A 17,141-nucleotide genomic window follows, 5' to 3' on the forward strand; every position below is an offset into this window, starting at 1 on the left:
CCGGAGCGGCGCCTCTACGCTGGTCGGGACAGCAGTACGGCCGCGGACGCAGGGGAGCGAGCAGGTGACGGTACGAGCGGTGCGGGGCGCCGTGCGGTTGGACCGGGACGTGGCCGGGCGGGAGGCCGGGCGCGCGGACGAGCGGGCCCCGCGACCGCTCACCGGGATTCCGGAGCGCGGCGCGCCGCGCTCCGGAATCCGGTTCGCGGCAGGTCCGCGCGGCGGCTTCCCCGCCGCCCCGCGCAGGGGCGTCGCGCGGTGAGGACCGCGCTCGTCATCGGCACCGGACTGATCGGCACCTCCATCGCCCTGGCGCTGGCCGGGCGCGGGGTGCGGGTGCACCTGGAGGACCACGACGCCGACCAGGCCCGCACCGCCGCGTCCCTGGGCGCGGGGACCGACCGGCCGCCGGAGGGACCGGTGGACCTCGCCGTGGTGGCCGTGCCGCCCGCCCACATCCCCGCCGTCCTCGCCGAGGCCCAGCGCCGGAAGGCGGCACGCGGCTACCTGGACGTCGGCAGCGTCAAGGGCGGCCCGCGCCGGGAGGCCGAGGCGCTGGGCTGCGATCCGGTCACCTACCTGGGCACGCATCCGATGTCCGGACGCGAGATCTCCGGCCCGCTGGCCGCCACCGCCGACCTCTTCGAGGGACGGCCCTGGGTCCTGACCCCGACACCGGAGACCGACACCGAGGTGCTCAACCTCGCACTGGAGCTGGTCTCGCTCTGCCGCGCCGTTCCCGTGGTGATGGACGCCGACGCCCACGACCGGGCCGTCGCCCTGGTCTCGCACACCCCGCAGCTGCTGTCCAGCCTGGTCGCGGCCCGTCTGGAGGGCGCCGACGAGACGGCCGTGCGCCTGTGCGGCCAGGGCATCCGCGACGTGACGCGGATCGCCGCCTCCGACCCGGGCATGTGGATCGACATCCTCTCCGCCAACCCCGGCCCCGTGGCCGACGTCCTGGCCGCGGTGGCCGGCGATCTGGAGGAGACGGTGCGGTCGCTGCGCGCACTGCAGTCCGCCGACGAGACCGAGCGCACCGGCGGGGCGGTGGGCATCGAGGACGTGCTGCGCCGCGGCAACAGCGGGCGGGCCCGGATCCCGGGCAAGCACGGGCAGGCCCCGGCCGCCTACGAGACGGTGGCGGTGCTCATCAGCGACCGGCCGGGCGAGCTGGCCGGCATCTTCGCCGACGCCGGACGGGTCGGCGTCAACATCGAGGACGTCCGGATCGAGCACGCCACCGGCCAGCAGGCCGGCCATGTCCAGCTCATGGTCGAGCCGGGCAGCGTCCCCGTACTGACGGCGGCGCTGCGCGAGCGGGGCTGGGCCATCCGGCAGCAGTAGGGGTTCCCGGCCGGCGGTAGCCTTGTGCCGGACGGGGAGGGCGTGCCGGCGTTCCCCTCGCCGGCGCCCCCGCGCCCGCGTTCCGACCCGTGCTCCGAGCAGTTCGAGAAAGGTGCCCGACACCGTGGCAGCAACCTCCCGGCAGGCGTCCTCCGTGTCCCCGGACGCCCCGGCCCCCGTCATCGTCGCCATCGACGGCCCCTCCGGCACGGGCAAGTCGAGCACCTCCCGGGCCGTCGCGGCCAAGCTCGGTCTGAGCTACCTGGACACCGGCGCGCAGTACCGCGCGATCACCTGGTGGATGCTGACCCACGACATCGACGTGAAGGACGCCGAGGCCGTCGCCGCCGCCGCGGACCGTCCCGAGATCCTCTCCGGCACCGACCCGGCCGAGCCGACCATCACCGTGGACGGCGCGGACGCCTCCGGCCCGATCCGCACCCAGGAGGTCACCGGCGCGGTCAGCGCGGTCAGCGCGGTGCCCGCGGTGCGCACCAGGATCACCGAGCTCCAGCGCGCCATCGCCGAGGGAGCCCCCACCGGCATCGTCGTCGAGGGCCGCGACATCGGCACCACCGTCCTGCCCGACGCGGACCTGAAGATCTTCCTCACCGCCTCGCCCGAGGCCCGCGCGGCCCGGCGCGGCGGCGAGCTGAAGGGCAGCGGCGGCCGCCCGGTCGACCTGGACGCCACCCGCGAGGCCCTCCTGAAGAGGGACGCCGCCGACGCCGGCCGCAAGACCTCCCCGCTGCGCAAGGCGGACGACGCGGTCGAGGTGGACACCACGGAACTGACCCTGGAGCAGGTCATCGAGTGCGTCGTCACCCTGGTCGAAGACAAGCAGCAGGCCAGGTGAGCGCGGCGAACGGGGGCCGCGGCCCGGGTCTGCCCAGCGCACGGGGCGCCGCGGTCGGGCGCCGCATCGGGATCGGCCTGATGTACGGGCTGTGGCGGCCCAGGGTGCTCGGCGCCTGGCGGGTCCCGGCGTCCGGGCCGGTGATCCTCGCCGTCAACCACACGCACGCCGTGGACGGCCCGCTGCTGATGGGGACCGCGCCCCGGCCGGTGCACTTCCTGATCAAGAAGGAGGCGTTCACCGGCCCCCTCGACCCCTTCCTGACCGGCATCGGCCAGATCGAGGTGGACCGGAAGGCCGCCGACCGCGTCGCGATCACCAGGGCGCTGGGAGTGCTGGGCGCCGGCGGCGTGCTGGGGATCTTCCCGGAGGGCACCCGGGGCGAGGGCGACTTCGCCTCGCTCCGCTCGGGCCTGGCCTACTTCGCCCTGCGGTCGGGAGCGCCCGTCGTACCCGTCGCGGTACTGGGGACGGCCGGGAGGCGGGGGCGTGCGATATCCGCGCTGCCGCCGCTGCGGGCCCGTGTCGACATCGTGTTCGGCGAGCCCTTCGAGGCGGGCGACGGCAGCGGCAGGCGCACCCGGTCGGCGCTGGACGAGGCGACGGTGCGCATCGGCAAGCGGCTGACGGCCCACCTGGCCGACGCCCGGCGCATCACCGGGCGCGGTTAGGCGACACTGGACCTCTGCACCCGTGGCACCCCGCGCCCACCGCGCGGGGCGCCGCGGTCCCGAAACGGGGGACGCGCCCACGGGGGCACGCAGGGCCACGGACAACACGTACACACGAGGACAGGACTTCATGAACGAGCAGACCCACGTCGGCGACGAGCACGGGCACGGTGAGCTCGGCGACGCCGAGTACGCGGAGTTCATGGAGCTCGCCGCGCAGGAGGGGTTCGACGCCGAGGACGTCGAGGGGGCGCTCGGCGAGGCCGGGCACGGGCCGCTGCCGGTGCTGGCCGTGGTCGGCCGTCCGAACGTCGGCAAGTCGACCCTGGTCAACCGCATCCTCGGCCGCCGCGAGGCCGTCGTGGAGGACCGCCCCGGCGTCACCCGGGACCGGGTCACCTACGAGGCCGAGTGGGCGGGCCGCCGCTTCAAGGTGGTCGACACCGGCGGCTGGGAGCAGGACGTCCTGGGCATCGACGCCTCGGTGGCGGCCCAGGCGGAGTTCGCGATCGAGGCCGCCGACGCGGTGGTCTTCGTGGTGGACGCCACGGTCGGCGCGACCGACACCGACGAGGCGGTCGTCAGGCTGCTGCGCAAGGCGGGCAAGCCCGTGGTGCTGTGCGCCAACAAGGTCGACGGCCCCTCCGGCGAGGCGGACGCCGCGATGCTGTGGTCGCTCGGCCTCGGCGAGCCCCACCCGGTCTCCGCCCTGCACGGCCGGGGCACCGGCGACATGCTGGACGAGGTGCTCAAGGCGCTGCCCGAGGCGCCGCCGCAGACCTTCGGCGGCGGGATCGGCGGGCCGCGCCGGGTGGCGCTGATCGGCCGCCCCAACGTCGGCAAGTCCTCGCTGCTGAACAAGGTGGCGGGGGAGGACCGGGTGGTCGTGGACCAGCTGGCGGGCACCACCCGCGACCCGGTCGACGAGCTGATCGAACTCGGCGGCAAGACCTGGAAGTTCGTCGACACCGCAGGCATCCGGCGCCGGGTGCACCTGACCGAGGGCGCCGACTACTACGCCTCGCTGCGCACGGCCGCCGCCCTGGAGAAGGCCGAGGTCGCGGTCGTCCTCATCGACGTCAGCGAGCCGGTCAGCGTGCAGGACACCCGCATCATCACCATGGCGGTCGACGCCGGGCGCGCGCTGGTCCTCGCGTACAACAAGTGGGACACCCTGGACGAGGAGCGCCGCTACTACCTGGAGCGCGAGATCGAGACCGATCTGGGCCAGGTGAAGTGGGCGCCGCGGGTGAACGTCTCGGCGCGCACCGGCCGCCACATGGAGAAGCTGGTGCCGGCGATCGAGACCGCACTGGCCGGCTGGGAGACCCGGGTGCCGACCGGGCGGCTCAACGCCTTCCTCGGCGAACTGGTCGCCGCCCATCCCCACCCGATCCGGGGCGGCAAGCAGCCCCGCATCCTCTTCGGCACCCAGGCGGGCACCCGTCCGCCGCGCTTCGTCCTGTTCGCCTCCGGCTTCCTGGAGGCCGGCTACCGCCGGTTCATCGAGCGGAGGCTGCGCGAGGAGTTCGGTTTCGAGGGCACGCCCGTCCACATCTCGGTGCGGGTGCGCGAGAAGCGCGGGCGCAAGAAGTGAGGTGAGGGCGGGGCGGACGCCGGTGTCCGCCCCGCCCGTCGAAAGGACCGGTGAGGACCGTGCCCCGCCGCGGGGCACGGTCCTCACCGGTCGTAGGGGCGGCCGTCCCGCGGAGCGGGCGGCAGGACGGCGGGCGCCGGGCCGGCGGGGAGGAAGCCGCCGATCCGGCGCCCGCCGTGCCAGTGGGCCGTCCCGGTGCCGAAGCCCGTGAACCGCAGCTCCTCCTCGCCGCTCCGGTCCCCGGGCAGGGCCCGGAACAGGCGCCGGTACTCGGCGTACAGCGCGTCGTAGATCGGAGTGGCCGGGAAGTGGCCCGACACGGGCTCGTGGGGGGCGCGCATCCCCGGGATCCGGCCGCGGTCGATATGCGCGTCGTGGGGGCGGGAAGGTTCGTAAGGCTGCACGTCAGTGCCAACGATCACGCCGCCCGGCGGATGCGGGCCCGGCAGGGGGAAACCCCGGTAGGGGGACGCGGGGCCGCGGAATCCTCAGGTGCCCGCCAGCGGCATGGCCGCGGCCACCAGGAGACCACCCGCCGCGGCCTTCTCCAGCGCCTCGCGCAGCAGGTCCTCGCGCGGCTGCTGGCCGATGGTGCCGACCGGTGCGGCGTAGACGTGGACCGTCCGGCTCCGGTTGGCCGCCGTCCGCCAGTCGTCGGTGACGGGCAGCGGCTGGTGCGCCTGCCACCAGGAGGTGGGCTGTCCGCCGGCGGGGCCCGGCTGGAGGATGGCGTGGAGCCGGCCCATGGCCAGCAGGACGGACCAGCCGCCGACCGGCGCGGGAGCCCGGGCCACGTCGTTCACCGGCATGAAGCCCTGCTCGATGAGGAGCGGCAGGAAGTCGTCGCCCAGGCCGTCGGAGCCTGGACGGGTGATGGGCGCGGTGGGCTCGACGACGAGGGCGGGGTGGAGCTGGTCGTCGATGAGCACCTGGCCGCAGGTCACGCCCAGCACGGCCTGGCGAGGGGCGGAGGCGGGGTCGGGCCCGGGACCGGCGGGGGGCGCGCCGGCCGGTGCGGGGGCGCCGGCGGCCTGCCCGCCGGTGATGGTGCGCACGGCGTCCTTGAGCTGCTCCTCGGAGACCGGGACGACTTGGGACGGGATGCAGGTCGCGTGAGCGAAGGCGAGCACGGCCGTCTCCTCGCCGAGGAAGAGCACGGTGCTGGTGCGCTCCTGCTCGGGGTCGCCGGGGGCGCGGCAGGAGGTGCAGTCGTAGCTGCCGGGGGCGCTGTCACCGGCGATCAGCCGGGCGGCTTCCTCCTCGCCGATCTCGGCGCGGACGTCGTCGCTGACATCGAGCATGGGGGACACGGGGAAACTCCTGGCGTTCGGTTCTGGTTCACATGCACAACGGGGGACCGAGTGCCGTGGTAACGCGCCGGGGGGAGCGCAGGTCGCACGGGCGGATGCGCGGTGCGCTACGCGCGCCGGTTCGTTCCGCTTCCCCCCGGAGAACCGGGGGGAAGCGGGGGAGCGGCGGCGAGGAGTGCCCGGCGCCCGGTGCGCGGTCCGCCGACCGGGTGGGGCCTCGGCCCCGCACTGGCGCGTTTGCGCCGGTCGCGCGCTTGCGGGGCCCTAGCGTGGAGAGGTGCCGCACACACGTCTCGGCCTCCGGGCCGCCCCCGCCACCGCTTCGCCCCGCGCCGCTCCACCGGCCCCGGCCGCCGCGCCGTGCCGGTCGCGCGGCCGTCTCGGGCCGGGCGGGCGCGGTACCGTCCGACGCCCCCGGGGCTCCCGTGCCGGCGGCCGCCGGACAGGAACCCCCGGGGCCGCGCGTGGACGGCGGAACGATCCGTCCGGTTCCTGAAAAAGGCTCACAACAGGCGAACTTTTCGGGTACGAGGCGATCAAGGGGGCCAACCCGCGGCGGCCTTCCGAGGTCTCCTCCACCGGAGACACGGCATCAACAGGAGCGCGACACCGGAAAACACGGCGCCGGGATGCTTACCCGTGCGCTTTTGTGGGACATGGAGACGGATGCATATCTCTTTTCTGCTGCATCACGGGTACGGCATGGGCGGGACGATCCGGACCACCTTCAACCTCGCGTGCGCGCTCGCGCAGCAGCACGACGTCGAGATCGTCTCGGTCTTCCGGCACCGCGACCGTCCCGTCTTCGACCTGGACCCCGCGGTGCGCCTGCGCCATCTGGTGGACATGCGCAAGCACAGCCCGGACTACGACGGAGGCGACCCTGAGCACGCCCGGCCGTCCAAGCTGTTCCCGCGCGCCGACGGCAACCACCGCAAGTACAGCGCGCTCACCGACCGCCGGATCACCGAACACCTGGCAGGCGTCGAGGCGGACGTCGTGATCGGCACCCGCCCCGGCCTCAACACCATGCTCGCCCTGCACACCAGGCCCGGTCCGGTGCGCATGGGGCAGGAGCACCTCACTCTTTCCACCCACTCGCGGGCTCTGCGGGCGACCCTGCGCGGCGCCTACCCGCGCCTGGACGCACTCACCACCGTCACCGAGGCCGACGCGCGCGACTACCGGCGCATGATGCGCCTGCCCGGGGTACACGTGAGGGCGGTGCCCAACGGAGTCCCCGAGCCGGCGGTGGCCCCCTCCGACGGTACCGGGAAGTGGGTGGTCGCCGCCGGCCGGCTGGCTCCGGCCAAACGCTACGACGTGCTGCTGAGGGCCTTCGCCAAGGTGGTCGAGCAGCGGCCCGACTGGCGGCTGAGGCTCTACGGGGCCGGACGCGAGGAGGCGAAGCTGCGGGCCATGGTGGAGGAACTCGGCCTGTACAACCACGCGTTCCTCATGGGACCGGCCCATCCCATCGAGGCCGAGTGGGTCAAGGGATCGGTCGCGGCCGTGACGTCGAGTCTGGAGTCCTTCGGAATGACGATCGTGGAGGCGATGCGCTGCGGTCTGCCGGTGGTGGCCACCACCTGCCCGCACGGGCCGGGGGAGATCATCGCCGACGGGGTGGACGGGCGGCTGGTGCCCACCGGCGACGTCGACGCCATCGCCGGGGCACTGCTGGAACTGATCAACGACGACGAGCTGCGCCGGAGGATGGGCCGCGCCGCGGTCGCGGACGCCGCCCGCTACGACCCCGCGCGGATCGGCGAGATGTACTCCTCGCTGTGCACGGAACTCGTCGCACGCGGCGGGCGCGGCGGGATCGGCCGGCTGCGCTCCTCCCTGCACCGGAGCCGGGGAGCCCTGCTCGGCGGGGCGTACGCCACCAAGGACGCCCTGGTCCGCGCCCGTCGGGGCGCGCTGAGAAGAGGAAGGACCGCATGACCGCGACCACCCGCAGGCCCGCCGACGCCCCCGACGTCCCCGGGGAGACGGCACCGCGGGCCGACTGCACGGCGGACAGTGCGGGCGGCCTCAGCTTCGACATCGCGCTGCCCGGCGTCGCGGAGCGGTGGGACGCCGCCCTGCTGCTGCGGCTGCGCGACCGCGACCCCGAGGAGTCGGTGCGCCTGCCGCTGGAACCGCTCTCCGGCGACCCGGACGGCTCCGTGCTGCGCGCCACCCTGCCCAGTACGGTTCCGCTGGAGGAAGGGCGCTGGGACGCCTATCTGGTGATCGGCGAGGGCGAGGCGCGGCGGCTGCTGCCCGGGTGCAGCGACCTGCGCCCGCTGGTCGACCGGGTGCCGCGCACCGACCGGACCTGGCTGGGCGTGCGCATTCCGTACGCCACCAAGTACGGCAACCTCTCGGTGCGTTCCTGGCTGCGCTGGCCGCACGCCGAGGCGGGCGACATCTGGCCCGCCGACGGCGGACTGACCGTCCACGGGAGGCTGTACGGGGCCGAGCTGACCCCCACCGCGCGGCTGGAGGCCCGGCCCCGCCGCGCGGCCGCTCCGGACGGTGGGCAGGAGCGGCCCGTCACCGCACCGGTCACCCCGGTCGACGCGCCTGCCGAGGGGCACGGCTTCACGGCGAGGCTGGCGTACGGCGATCTGGCCCGGGAGGCGGGCGCGGCGGGCGACTGGCAACTGTGGCTGCGCCCCGGCGAGGACGCCGAGCCGGTGCGCGTGGCCCGGATCCTGGACGACATCGTCGACAAGCACGGGATCCTGCGCTACCCGGCGCGGCCGGTCACCGCGGACGAGGCGGGCGAGAGCGGGGGGATGACGGCCCGCCCGTACTACACCGGCGCCAACGATCTGTCCGTGCGGCTGGAGGACACGGAGCCGGCCGGCTCCTGACCTTCCGGCCCGCAGGACCCGGCCCGCCCGGAGCTTCTCCGGACGGGCCGGGCGTACCCGGCGGACAACGCGGACGGTCCCTGTCCTCAAGGGGTGGCAGAATCGGCCGCATGATGGAGACATCGGCACGACTGCTGCGTCTGTTGTCCCTGCTCCAGGCCCACCGAGAGTGGTCCGGTGCCGAGTTGGCCGAGCGTCTCCGGGTGACCTCGCGGACGGTGCGCCGCGACGTGGAACGGCTGCGGACACTGGGCTACCCCGTCCACTCCACCACCGGGACCGCCGGCGGCTACCGGCTCGGCGCGGGCGCCGAACTGCCGCCGTTGCTCCTGGACGACGACGAGGCGGTGGCCGTCGCGGTCGGGCTGCGCACGGCCGCGCACAACGCGGTGCAGGGGATGGAGGAGTCCTCGGTGCGGGCCCTGGCCAAGCTGGAACAGGTGCTGCCGGACCGGCTGCGCCGCAGGGTGAGTGCGCTGGCCGCCTTCACCGACCCGCTCGGCGGACGGCGCGGCCCGGCGGTCGAGGTGGGGACCATCACCGAGCTGGTGAACGCCTGCCGCGACCGCCGGCGACTGCGCTTCACCTACCGGGGGCACGACGGTTCGGACTCGCGCCGGACCGTCGACCCCTACCGCCTGGTGTGCAGCAGCCACCGCTGGTATCTGGTGGGCTGGGACGCAGGCCGCGCCGACTGGCGTACGTTCCGCGTCGACCGGCTCGCCCTCACCCCGCCGCACGGTCCTCGCTTCACTCCCCGGGAACCACCCGCCGAGGACTGGGCCGCCTATGTCTCCGAGGGCATCTCCACAGCGGCGTACCCGGAGCGGGCGACCGTGCTGCTGCACGCCCCGGCGGACCGGGTCGCGGAGCGGATCGCGCCCACGGCCGGCGTGCTGGAACCGGTGGACGGGCGCACCTGCCTGCTGCGCACCGGCGCCCTCTCCCTGGACGAGATGGCCCTCCACGTCCTGATGCTGGGCTTCGAGTTCGAGGTGCGCGAACCGGCCGGGCTGGGAGAGCGGATAGCCGAGCTGGCGGAGCGCCTCGGCCGGGCGGCGCGGGCATGGCGGACGGACGGGGAGGGCCGGGGGGAGGGGTGAGCGCGGGACCGTGAGGGCCGTGAGGTCACCTGACCTCCTCCACCTCGCCCGCCTCGTTCACTTCGCCCGCCTCGTCCGCCGCGTCCGCCGGGTCTCCGGAGCCACCGTCACCGTCGAGTGCCGCGCCGCCGTCGTCGACCTCGATGCCCAGGCTCACCGAGCGCTGGAAATCCGCGAGATCCAGCCGTACGCGGCGGGCCTGGGCGTGCCAGAGGCCCGCGGCCCTCTCCGGCAGGCTCCGCGGACGGTACTCCAGTACGACCAGCACCCGGGTCAGATTCCCGGCCGGCTGGTGGAAGGTGGCCACACCCCGGACCGCTGCCCTGGAGTCGTGGGCGTCCCATACGACGAGGTCGCCCGGGATCCGGTCGGTGACGCGCACCGTCCGGCCGCGCCCGGGCCACAGGACCCTCGCGCCGTGTGAGGCCTCGTCACCCGCTCCGTCCTCCAGGAACTCCAGCCACCGGTCGTACGCCTCGCGAACGGGTACGCCGACCTCGACACACTCGCCGACCGTCAGCGGCCGGGCCGCGGCGCCGGCCCGTTCCCTCACCTCGCCCAGCCCGCGGGCGGCGGCGAGCAGCAGGTGCCGGGCCGACGCCGCGGCCCGGCCGCCGGACGCCTCCAGGAGGCGTCCGGCGGCCGGAACGGCGGTGGCGACGGTGGCCACGGCGGTCCGCCGGCGGCCGTCGGCAGCGTCAGCCACGCTCGGAGCCTCCCGTGCGCTTGGCCGTACCGGTCGTCTTCCGGGTGCTCCCGGAAGACTTGCCGGTCTGCTTGCCGACCGAACCCGTGGCCTTCTTGGCGGCTCCGGCCGGCTTGCGGGACGCGGAGGCAGTCTTCCCGGCGGTCCGCGACGCGGTCTTCTTCGCCGGGGCACGCCGGGAGGCGGCCCGCCCGCTGCCCTCCGACTTCCCGGAGCCCGCGGACTCCCCGCGGGAACCACCGTTGCCCCGCGAGCCGTTCGCGTCCTTCCCGGGCTTCTCCTCCCGCTTCTCCTCCCGCTTCTCCCGAGCGTCGGAGCCGTCGGAGTCGCCGGAGGCGTTTGACGGCTCCGACGCTCGGGAGTCCTCGGATCCGGAACCGGCCGGCTCGGAGCCGTCCCTGCCGCCGCTCTTCCACGGCGCCCTGCCGAGCTGCCCCCGTACGCCGCCGGTCAGCGACTCCAGGCGCTCGGTCGGCAGTGCGCCGGTGGCGGCCCTGCCGGCCTGCCTGACGTTGTTCCGCAGCCGGCCGGTGGCCTCCGCGAGCTGCGGGGTCCTCTCCTTGAACTGCTCGCCGATGCGGCCGGGGTCCACCCCGAGCCGCCTGGCCAGCAGTGCCCCGCCCATGCCGAGGGGTATTTTGATCCTGCTGCGCCCCGCCACGTAACCCGTGGCGAAGGCCAGCGCCAGTGCCGACCGGTTCGTCATCTCAGTAGTCTCCTTGGTTGCGCCGTCTGTGCTCCCGCACGGCCTCCAGCCGGTCGAGCAGTTCGTCCTCCCGGCGGTCGAACTCCTCCTCGTCGATCAGGCCGTCGTCCAGCTGTCTGGACAGTTCGTGGAGTTCACGCTGGATCGCCGACGGGTCGTAGTACTGCCGTTCCGCCTCGGCGACCACCTGCCGCAGCACCCAGCCGGCGCCGTGGAACGGTGCCGCGGGCAGCTTCAGGAGCCCGCCGATCAGCCCCACGCCGGCTCACCCCGCGGGCGAGCCCGCGGCCTGGGCGGTCCGCCCGGCCTCGTCGGGCCGGCCCACGAAGCTGTACGGCGGAAGCGGACCCGTGGCACGGATGTCCAGGTGGGGGTTGGCGCGCCCCAGCTCCTCGACGGCGGCGGTGAACTCCTCGGACCTGTCCCGGCCGAGGAGGAAGGAGAGGTTCGCCAGCCAGCCGGAGCCCTCCGGGCCCGGCACGTACCGCTGGGCCAGGGGCGCGAGCGTCTCCTCGATCAGCCGGGCGTCCTCCGCCTCGCGCTCGCGCACGGCGCTCGCCACGAGCTCGCCCAGGCGCAGCTTGTCCTCGTGGGAGCCGCCGCCGGCGGTGCGGTTGCGCTCCGCCAGGCTCCGCGCCTCGTTGTCCTGCGAGAGCACCAGGCGCAGCACCTCGTCCTCGCGGTGCACGGCCTTCACGTTGTACTCGGAGCGGCCGTCCAGCTCCTCCAACTGCCGGATGTAGTGGGCGGCGTGGTCGGCGAGGACCCGGCGCACGGCCTCCTCGTCCTCGGAGAGGCTGCCGAAACGCAGCGGCAGGACCGGCCCCTTGGCGCCGGCCTCGGTCAGCACCTGCTGGTGCGCCAGGAGATCGCGGCGCTTGGGCCGCAGGTCGTCCGGGCAGTCGCTGACGATCGCGGCGAGGTCCCCCTCGCGGAAGATCCGGACCTCGCGCGGCGGCCGGCCGACGCCGGGCGCCTTATCGGGCAGTGCCGGATGGTCCGAGCGCGTGATTCCGTAGACGTAGACGCTCACTCCGTCTCCTCCTTGCGCCGGGCGGAGGCCCGACGCCTGCGGGGTGCCGACTCCTCCTCGTCGGAATCGCCCTGGCGGAAGGCGTCGGATATGCTCTCGGCCGCCCCGGCCAGGGCGCCCTTGGTCTTGCTGCTGGCGCCGCTCTCGGTGGCGTTCTCCAGCACCTCGGGCAGACCGGGCGACTTCCTGGGCCCGGACTCCAGATCGAGGCGGTTGCACGCCTCGGCGAAACGCAGATACGTGTCGACGCTGGCGACCACCACGCGTACGTCGATCTTCAGGATCTCGATGCCGACCAGCGAGACGCGGACGAACGCGTCGATCACCAGTCCGCGGTCCAGGATGAGTTCCAGGACGTCGTAGAGACCGCTGCTGCCGCCTCCACCTCCGGTGGAACGCTGTGCGGGGACTGCCGTGGTCATGTACGGCCACTCCTCTCGGGTGTCGCGGCTCTCAGCCGCGGCGGGACGAATCGGCCCGGCCGCGCTCGTAACGGCGGACGCGGCGGTAACCGGTGAGGTGGCCGGCCTCGTCGAGGGTCACCTCGTACGAGGCCATCAGGCTCATCGTGTCCGGAACCCGCTCGAGTTCCATGACCTCCACCTCCAGGGCCCAGCCGTCCCCGGTCCGTTCGAACCGGGAGACGCTCTCGGCGTGCAGACCGGTGAGGTCGGTGAACTCCGACCGGGCCGTGCGCATCGCCTCGCCGAGCGGTATGGGACGGCCTTCTTCCTCCGCCGTCCGCTTGTTGTCGTCGCTTGTCTTCTTCTCTGTCATGGGGCTCCTCTCAACCCCGGATACCGCGAGAGGATTTCCGTAAACATGCCTCTTTTCGAGGGAATTTGACGGGCCCTTTGAATTTCTGTTCCGGCTGTCCCGCGCGGCGAGTCGGATGTTCTTTCCGGAAAATCCCTCACAAGGCGTCCGGAGAACGGCTCGGACGGAATCCGAAGCGGTGGGCGCGGGTCTCGCGAACGGCGCGCCCGGACGGCGCCCGAACCGCGGAGAGTTGTGACACAGATGTGACGCCGCCATGATCCGTCCGGAACTTCCGGCTGCGCCGCCGACGCCGTACGGTGCTGCCATGGCACCGGCACCCACGAACCCGCACACACCGGACGACGACCCCGAGACCTACGTCGGACTCGACGTGGCCACCGCCGAACGGCAGGCCCGCGAACGCGGCTGGACCACCGTGCGGTCCCTTCCGCCGGACGCGGTCATCACCATGGAGTACCTGTCAGGACGGCTGAACTTCACGGTGGAGGACGGCGCCGTGGCCCGCTGCTGGAAGGGCTGACAGGACACATGCGGCGGCCCTGTCCCCCTCGGCCGAGGGGGACAGGGCCGCCGCATGTGTCCGGCTCCGCGGAGCGGGGAAGAGGGTGCGTACCGTCCTGTCCCGAGAAGCCTGACCGGCGCTACGGCGCCTTCACTTGCGCGGTCCCATCGGTGCGGTCCGTGACACCGTGCGCTCGCCGTACGGCCGGCGGCTGCCGGCGGGGGAGCGCTCCGAGCGGGCCGCGTGCTGCCGCGCGTGTGCGGGGTGGTGGGTGCGCGGCTCCCCGGCCCGGGGCGGCAGGTCGGCGGGCAGCACCGCTTCGGTCAGCAGGGCTTCGGCCAGGGCCGGTTCGGGACCGGAGGCCGGGTACGCCCCGCCCGCGCCGAGCCGGGCGGCGACCGGCGGGATGCCGGCCCCGGCGGGGCGCAGACGCGCCGACAGGGGCGCGACACCCTCCCGGAAGCGGTACCAGTGGCTCAGCAGATACGCCTCGACGCGGGCGATGAGGGGCTCGAACCAGGGCAGCGCCAGCAGGATGAGCAGTCCCGAGGCCCAGCCCAGGAGCACGTCGCTGACCCAGTGGGTGCCGATGTAGACGGTGGTGGTGCCGACGCCGAGCGCGAAGACCGCCGCGACGACCGACAGCCGGCGCCGGGCCCGCGGCGTGGTGGCCAGATAGGCCAGGATTCCCCAGGTGACCACCGCGTTCGCCGTGTGGCCGGAGGGGAATATGTCGCCCGTCAGGAACATCTCGTTGGCGCCTATACGGTTGGCGTAGTGCGGACCCTCGCGCCCCATGCCGAGTTTCGCCGCACCCACCGTCACGTTCAGCAACAGCAGGGAGGCGCCCAGGGCCAGCAGCGGGCGCAGCGTCCGCTGCCGCCAGGAGCGCCAGCCGAGCCAGGCGGCGACCAGCACCGCGGTGGGGCCGCGCTGGCCGAGGACCACGAAGTAGTCGAGGAAGGCGTGGAGCTCCGGCCACTGCTTGTACGGGCGGAAGAGCATGACCCGCCAGTCCAGCCGGACCAGCCGGGAGGTGGTCAGCACCGCCGCCACGATGGCCGCATAGAGGCCCAGCGTGGTGAAGAAGAGCGCCCTGCGGGTGCCGCTCATCCCCGGCGGGGGGGTGAGCGGCCGCGCTGGCTCCTGTTCCAGGCGGGCGAAGATCTGGTCGGTACGCACTCAAGCGAGATTACAGGCGGTGACCGGCTGCACCGAACCGGCCACCTGCTTCGTAATGCCTATGTGATGTGCAACGGGCTTCCATCCGTACACGGAGAGGCTGTTTTCCCACGTCCGGGAGAAGTCGGCGGATTTTCCGACCGAAGTGCCCCGAGCTGTTATCGAAGTTGCGTCGTATGTTCCTTTTCCCGGAAGACGGGTATGGTCCACCGGCCGTTAACCGGTGTGCCGCCGGGCCGGCTCAGGGCGGGCCGGAGCCGTGCGGCCGCACCGCCCCGTACACCGCGGCTCCCGCCGGGCCGGTCGGCACGGCGGGCACCGCCCACCCGGCCAGTACCAGCAGGCCCGGCGCCCGCCCCCGGCGCAGGTCGGCAGCAGATCGCTCGCGGGCATGAACGCGGGCACGAACGAGGAGGCCATAGGGCCGGGGCGAAGTGATGAGATGGGTTTCGGACCGGCGTCAACGTGAGGCGCGCCACGTGACCGTGCGGAGGACTCGCGTACGCTGACGCACTACTCGACCCTCCACACCGGGCCGGACGCTCCCCCGGCGTCCCGGCATTCCCCCCGGCGGCGGTGCGAGCGCTACAGGAGGTGCGTACATGTCCGGGACGACCACGGCCAAAGTCACCAGGGCGGCGGACGTCCCCCGGCAGAGACCGCGACGGACGGGACCGGCCGGCCCCGGCGGCGGTCCCCCCGCACCGGGCGCGAGCCGCTGGACCGTGCTGGTCGTGCTGTGTGCCAGCCTGCTCCTGGTGGCCGTCGACGCGACGGTGCTGCACGTCGCCGTCCCCGCGGTCTCCCAGGCGCTGCGGCCCGGCGCCATCGAGCTGCTGTGGATCGTCGACGCCTACCCGCTGGTCTGCGCCTCCCTGCTGATCCTCTTCGGCACCCTCGGCGACCGGGTCGGGCGGCGCAGGGTGCTGCTGTGCGGCTACGCCGTCTTCGGCGCGGCCTCGGCGCTGGCGGCGTACGCGCACGCCCCCGAGATGCTGATCGCGGCGCGCGCGCTGCTGGGGATCGGCGGTGCGATGATCATGCCCGCGACTCTGTCGATACTGCGCCAGGTCTTCCCCGACCGCCGCGAGCGGGCGCTGGCCATCGGCGTGTGGAGCGCGGTCGCCGCGGTCGGCGCCGCGGTGGGACCGCTGGTCGGCGGCCTGCTGCTGGAGCATTTCTGGTGGGGCTCGGTCTTCCTGGTCAACATCCCGCTGATGCTGCTGTGCATCCCGCTCGGGCGCCGCCTGCTGCCGGAGTCCACCGGCGACCGCGACGGTCCCTGGGACGTGGTCGGCGCCCTGATGGCCGCCGCGGGGCTGGGCGCGCTGATCCTGGGCGTGAAGCGGGCGGGCGGCGGCGAGGCGCTCCACCCGGGCACCCTGGTGCCGCTGGTGCTGGGCGCGGTGCTGCTCGCCTTCTTCGTACGCCGCCAGCTGCGCCGCCGCCACCCCCTGGTGGACTGCGCCACCCTGGCCCGGCCCGCCTTCGGCACGGCGGTGGCCTGCATCGTGCTGACGGTGCTGGCGCTGGTGGGCCTGGCGCTGATCGCGGCCCAGTACCTCCAGCTCGTCCTCGGGCTCTCCCCCCTGCAGACCGGACTGCGGCTGCTGCCGCTCAGCCTCGCCGCGATCGCCGCCGGGCTGGCCGGCTCCCGGATGCTGCGCCGGCTGGGGCCGCGCGTCATGGTGCTGGTGGGTTTCCTGCTCACCGCCGCCGCGGTGCTGGCGCTGACCGGCGTCGGCCTGCGGGACGAGCCCGCCCTGCTCGTCTGCGGCTTCGTCGTGCTGGGCTTCGGGCTGGAGACGACGCTGTTCGGCGCGTACGAGTCGATGCTCAGCGAGGCCCCGGCCCACCAGGCGGGCGGCGCCGCGGCGATCGGCGAGACCGCCTACCAGCTCGGCGCGGGGATGGGCATCGCGGTCCTGGGAACCGTCATGAACGCCGCCTACGCCCCGGGGGTGCGGGGAGCGGCCGGTGTGCCGGAGGCGGCCGGGGAGGACGCCGCCCACTCGCTGGGCGCCGCGTACGAGGTCGCCGAGCGGCTCGGCGGGCCGGCGGGCGAGGCGCTGCGCGAGGCGGCGCGGGAGTCGTTCGTCCACGGACTGCATGTGGCGCTGCTGGTCAGCGCGGGCCTCCTGCTGCTCGGCGCGCTGGCCGCGCTGCGGTTGCCGCGCGCGATGGGGAGCCCGGGACAGGGCGGGGAGCCGGACGGGGGCCCGGACAAGGCTGATGACAAGGCTCAGGACAAGGAGCGGGCTCAGGACCGGGCTCAGGGGCAGGGCAGGGGCAGGGGCCCGGGCGGGGGCTGTGGGGAGAGGCCGGTGGAGGAACCGGGCCGGGCGGACCTGGACGGCGCCGTCCCCGCACGGGCCTGTGCGTCCCCCGACCCCGCCGAACTGCCCGGCCGGCCGGGCGGCCCCCTCTTGTCCAGCGGGATTACCCGGCCGTAACGTCGGGCGCGACCCTCGAAGATCCCCAGCC

The 17,141-nt window shown here is 74.2% G+C and carries 18 protein-coding genes; 9 read left to right on the forward strand and 9 right to left on the reverse strand.

The genetic code is table 11. The annotated features are described in order from the left end of the window. Positions 1–258: 258 nt before the first annotated feature. The 4 genes from BM237_RS22530 to der all read left to right on the forward strand — a co-directional run bounded on the left by BM237_RS22530 (position 259) and on the right by der (position 4,471). Positions 259–1,347 carry a prephenate dehydrogenase gene (locus tag BM237_RS22530; protein ID WP_093851545.1) on the forward strand — a complete coding sequence of 363 codons (1,089 nt, stop codon included), beginning with the start codon at positions 259–261 and terminating at the stop codon, positions 1,345–1,347. Positions 1,348–1,471: 124 nt separating this feature from the next. Beyond that, entirely contained in the window at positions 1,472–2,203 is a 732-nt protein-coding gene (gene cmk / locus BM237_RS22535; protein ID WP_175541099.1) for a (d)CMP kinase, read from the forward strand. Next, entirely contained in the window at positions 2,161–2,874 is a 714-nt protein-coding gene (locus tag BM237_RS22540; RefSeq protein ID WP_245793932.1) for a lysophospholipid acyltransferase family protein, read from the forward strand. Before cmk ends, BM237_RS22540 begins: the two co-directional genes overlap by 43 nt. 130 nt (positions 2,875–3,004) lie before the next feature. Beyond that, positions 3,005–4,471, forward strand: a complete 1,467-nt coding sequence (gene der / locus BM237_RS22545; protein ID WP_093851546.1) for a ribosome biogenesis GTPase Der — start codon at positions 3,005–3,007, stop codon at positions 4,469–4,471. Positions 4,472–4,554: 83 nt separating this feature from the next. Here der and BM237_RS22550 read toward each other — a convergent pair whose 3' ends face one another. Both BM237_RS22550 and BM237_RS22555 read right to left on the reverse strand, forming a co-directional pair. Further along, positions 4,555–4,812: a hypothetical protein gene (locus BM237_RS22550; protein WP_093851547.1), complete on the reverse strand. Its 258-nt coding sequence runs from the start codon at positions 4,810–4,812 to the stop codon at positions 4,555–4,557. 147 nt (positions 4,813–4,959) lie between these two features. Beyond that, complete coding sequence (locus BM237_RS22555; RefSeq protein WP_093851548.1) at positions 4,960–5,772, reverse strand: DUF8842 C-terminal domain-containing protein; 813 nt, start codon at positions 5,770–5,772, stop codon at positions 4,960–4,962. A 675-nt stretch (positions 5,773–6,447) separates the two neighbouring features. Here BM237_RS22555 and BM237_RS22560 point away from each other — a divergent pair. The 3 genes from BM237_RS22560 (at position 6,448) to BM237_RS22570 (ending at position 9,748) form a co-directional block, all read left to right on the forward strand. After that, on the forward strand, positions 6,448–7,728 hold the full coding sequence (locus BM237_RS22560; RefSeq protein WP_093851549.1) for a glycosyltransferase family 4 protein: 1,281 nt from the start codon (positions 6,448–6,450) through the stop codon (positions 7,726–7,728). Beyond that, entirely contained in the window at positions 7,725–8,645 is a 921-nt protein-coding gene (locus BM237_RS22565) for a hypothetical protein (protein WP_093851550.1), read from the forward strand. Before BM237_RS22560 ends, BM237_RS22565 begins: the two co-directional genes overlap by 4 nt. 110 nt (positions 8,646–8,755) lie before the next feature. Next, the gene (locus BM237_RS22570; RefSeq protein WP_093851551.1) at positions 8,756–9,748 is read left to right on the forward strand and encodes a helix-turn-helix transcriptional regulator; all 993 of its coding nucleotides are present in this window, start codon (positions 8,756–8,758) and stop codon (positions 9,746–9,748) included. 25 nt (positions 9,749–9,773) lie between these two features. On the opposite strand, the gene BM237_RS29410 is transcribed toward BM237_RS22570, so the two are convergent. The 6 genes from BM237_RS29410 to BM237_RS22600 are packed head-to-tail and all read right to left on the reverse strand — an operon-like array spanning position 9,774 to position 12,970. After that, entirely contained in the window at positions 9,774–10,454 is a 681-nt protein-coding gene (locus BM237_RS29410; protein WP_093851552.1) for an SRPBCC family protein, read from the reverse strand. After that, positions 10,447–11,160, reverse strand: a complete 714-nt coding sequence (locus tag BM237_RS22580; RefSeq protein ID WP_093851553.1) for a hypothetical protein — start codon at positions 11,158–11,160, stop codon at positions 10,447–10,449. The genes BM237_RS29410 and BM237_RS22580 overlap by 8 nt, the downstream gene beginning before the upstream one ends. 1 nt (position 11,161) lies before the next feature. After that, positions 11,162–11,419, reverse strand: coding sequence for a gas vesicle protein GvpG (locus BM237_RS22585; protein WP_093851554.1), 258 nt, complete (start codon positions 11,417–11,419; stop codon positions 11,162–11,164). A gap of 6 nt (positions 11,420–11,425) precedes the next feature. Then, positions 11,426–12,193, reverse strand: a complete 768-nt coding sequence (locus BM237_RS22590; protein WP_093851555.1) for a GvpL/GvpF family gas vesicle protein — start codon at positions 12,191–12,193, stop codon at positions 11,426–11,428. Beyond that, positions 12,190–12,615, reverse strand: a complete 426-nt coding sequence (locus BM237_RS22595) for a gas vesicle structural protein GvpA (RefSeq protein ID WP_093851556.1) — start codon at positions 12,613–12,615, stop codon at positions 12,190–12,192. Before BM237_RS22595 ends, BM237_RS22590 begins: the two co-directional genes overlap by 4 nt. Before the next feature lie 31 nt (positions 12,616–12,646). Then, positions 12,647–12,970 (reverse strand): gas vesicle protein GvpO, encoded by a 324-nt coding sequence (locus BM237_RS22600; protein WP_093851557.1) that lies wholly within the window; start codon positions 12,968–12,970, stop codon positions 12,647–12,649. Between the two features lie 307 nt (positions 12,971–13,277). Here BM237_RS22600 and BM237_RS22605 point away from each other — a divergent pair, with 307 nt between their 5' ends. Beyond that, positions 13,278–13,493, forward strand: a complete 216-nt coding sequence (locus BM237_RS22605) for a proteinase inhibitor I78 (RefSeq protein WP_093851558.1) — start codon at positions 13,278–13,280, stop codon at positions 13,491–13,493. Positions 13,494–13,625: 132 nt separating this feature from the next. Here the strand turns inward: BM237_RS22605 and BM237_RS22610 are convergent, their stop codons facing one another. Continuing rightward, complete coding sequence (locus BM237_RS22610; RefSeq protein WP_245793933.1) at positions 13,626–14,657, reverse strand: phosphatase PAP2 family protein; 1,032 nt, start codon at positions 14,655–14,657, stop codon at positions 13,626–13,628. A gap of 602 nt (positions 14,658–15,259) precedes the next feature. On the opposite strand from BM237_RS22610, the gene BM237_RS22615 reads away from it, so the two are divergent. After that, on the forward strand, positions 15,260–17,110 hold the full coding sequence (locus tag BM237_RS22615; protein WP_093851560.1) for an MFS transporter: 1,851 nt from the start codon (positions 15,260–15,262) through the stop codon (positions 17,108–17,110). Positions 17,111–17,141: the final 31 nt, after the last annotated feature.

Source organism: Streptomyces mangrovi (assembly GCF_900114215.1).
GTDB lineage: Bacteria > Actinomycetota > Actinomycetes > Streptomycetales > Streptomycetaceae > Streptomyces > Streptomyces barkulensis.